3 protein-coding genes and 1 pseudogene are annotated in these 2,557 nt (G+C 33.4%); 2 read left to right on the forward strand and 2 right to left on the reverse strand.

Annotation, left to right across the window (positions count from 1 at the left end):
- Positions 1-344 (forward strand): cytochrome d ubiquinol oxidase subunit II (locus AC1DJR_RS26060; RefSeq protein ID WP_477003868.1); only part of this gene is annotated, 344 nt, incomplete at its 5' end.
- A 168-nt stretch (positions 345-512) separates the two neighbouring features.
- On the opposite strand, the gene AC1DJR_RS26065 is transcribed toward AC1DJR_RS26060, so the two are convergent.
- Together AC1DJR_RS26065 and AC1DJR_RS26070 are read right to left on the reverse strand one after the other, a co-directional pair.
- Complete coding sequence (locus AC1DJR_RS26065; protein WP_105585926.1) at positions 513-746, reverse strand: spore germination protein; 234 nt, start codon at positions 744-746, stop codon at positions 513-515.
- Between the two features lie 84 nt (positions 747-830).
- The gene (locus AC1DJR_RS26070; protein ID WP_193662764.1) at positions 831-1,643 is read right to left on the reverse strand and encodes an S-layer homology domain-containing protein; all 813 of its coding nucleotides are present in this window, start codon (positions 1,641-1,643) and stop codon (positions 831-833) included.
- Positions 1,644-2,387: 744 nt separating this feature from the next.
- On the opposite strand from AC1DJR_RS26070, the pseudogene AC1DJR_RS26075 reads away from it, so the two are divergent.
- Positions 2,388-2,557: pseudogene (locus AC1DJR_RS26075) on the forward strand (YdcF family protein); the annotation flags it as partial.

Here is a 2,557-nt window from a genome sequence, read left to right on the forward strand (position 1 = left end):
ATCCTGTACTATTCATTCTTCCAGTACTTGCAATGTTAATGAGTGTACTCACACTTATTATGGTGTACAAACATAAAATTGGCCTTGCATTCACATTCGTTTGCTTAACAATCGCAATGTTTATGACAACTGGTTTTGCAGGCATGTTCCCGAGAATGTTACCATCACGTATTAACGACGCATACAGTACAACGTTATATAACGCAGCTGGTAGTCAATTAAACTTAAAAATTATGTTCTTCGTTGCAATGGTCATGGTACCAATCGTTATTGGATATCAGCTTTGGAGCTACAGCATATTTAAAAATAAAATTCATAAAGACTCTGCTAAAGGGTATCACTAAAATAAAAAAGACACTTCGAGCGAAGTGTCTTTTTCTTATACGTATGATTTTCGATAAGATGTTACATTTCTAATCTAACAACTATGATAAAGAAGAATCACTAACAGCTCACAGCTAAATTGTATCACAGGGCAAACACATTACTTTATGCAATTTTACATATAAAAATTATAACGTAGATTGAATTACTTGGTCATACACATCGCTATCACTTACATCCGCTGTACTAATACCACTRAATGTYCTCACATTTAATCCGGTATTTGAAGATCCCGATCCATTATAAGCTTTCGTTTTTTCAATYGGATGYACRTTATATTTATCACCTAAGTTAATTGTCCCGTTACAGTTCTCAATAATAACCCCTTCCACAATAGCTGGCATTTTATCACCTACTTTCATTTCGTTACTCCCATTCTATGAGAATCGCCTACAAAAATAGCATGTGTGAATAAGAAAAAAGCACTCAGGCTGAGTGCTTTTTTCTTATTTACCGCTCTTCTTTCTCTCACAAGCAATTCCATCGCCATCACGATCTAAATGCTTACCGTAATACGGACTATCTCTTGTAATATCGTAAACCCCAGCATCATTTGCTTCTTTACAGTTAGCAAAGCGTTTTGGTTCTGGCTTTTGTTCTGGCTTCACCTCTGGTTGTGGTTGTTCTTGTCTTGCTCCTGGTCTTTCTTCAAGTGGTAATGTCGCGTTATATAAGAACTGAACATATTGCTCACGACTTACATGCATTCTAGGTGCGAATTTACCATCACCAGTTCCAGCTGTAATATAATTTGATTTAACTGCAGTAATCGCAGGATTCGCCCATCCATTTCTATCTACGTCCGGGAAATTATGATCCCCTCTTATTTGCAATTGGAACCCTTTTGTTAAAATTTGTGCCATTTCATCGCGAGTTAACGAATCTTTCGGTCTAAAGTTCCCTGTGCCATCTCCAGCAAATACACCCATCTCTGTTAAAGCAAGAATCTCTTTTTTAAACAGAGTCGAACGATCAGTAACATCTTTATACGGATTATTATACTGTTCTTTTACTGCTGGCTTTAATTGACGGAACATAAGGGCTGCAACTTGCTCACGAGTTACATCATCACCAAATCCAAAAATCCCATTTCCATATCCAGCAACAATGTTTTTATTTGCTAAGTCCATAATTGCCTTATACGACCAATGATTGTTTGGAACATCTTTAAACTCTATACTTGCCTGCGCTGTCCCAATTGAAGTAAATGCTGTAGTTGCAACAATTGCACCTGTTAAAAGTAATTTTTTAAATCCCATACTTAAGTCTCCTTCTCTTTTCCATAATAACCATTTAACAATATAACAAATTATATAAATTCATTTTGTCATATTCTGTCGAATACAAAAAAAGAACCCCGAAGGATTCTTTTTTTGCTAAGCACAAATGGCAATTTTGGAGACAGTTGACTCTTTCAAAATTTATTAGGGGTAATATTTTGAAAAAGAAAGCCTTTCATATGTAGCTTATCACCACTGGAATATATAGTAAATTGATAATATTTATACGGAAGATTGCTAATGTTTAGTATAGATAGTTTGCACTACGTTAATAGTGRAAATTATCTATACTAAGAAACAAAAAGACGCCTTTCAAGAAGACGTCCTTTCCCCTGTTTATATATACCCCATCCCGCTTTTTGTAAACACACACTAGAAAACAGAATCATGAATTGTTACAAGATTGTTAGGTACAAAAGAGTAGAAATAAATATTAATATAAAATTCTGCTTTATAGCGTGTATCCACAACTTATATTTTAATCCTCTTCCCTTGAAAATAAACATAATATGCATAATTACATACCAAAAAGAAAAAGACACTCCACAGAGTGCCTCTTCAACCATTTTACTTTTAATATATCGCCTTGAATACATTTTAACATATGTATCCATATATTTTATTAAGAAAATTCAAAATCCTTTTTCTTTCATTTTCAATTATAAAATCATGTAATATAAAAGGTATGTCAAATTCTTATATAAATTGAGGTGTACTATATTTATGTATTTCGGAATTATTCCTCTTATATTGTTTATTATTTTTCTTATYTCTTACTTAAARGATCCRCGRAAAATAATAAACGGTTTYTTATTYAATGCCTTTTTCTGTTYTTTCCTTMTTTTTTGTATGCTTGTATCTTGGGACTCAAGTAATGATGCCCTGCGCTACAT

It is taken from the genome of Bacillus sp. 05T31 (assembly GCF_056396725.1).

What these genes read in the sequence shown, in the direction of transcription:
- AC1DJR_RS26070 (WP_193662764.1), bottom strand. Translation starts at nt 1,643, where the DNA reads ATGGGATTTAAAAAATTACTTTTAACAGGTGCAATTGTTGCAACTACA.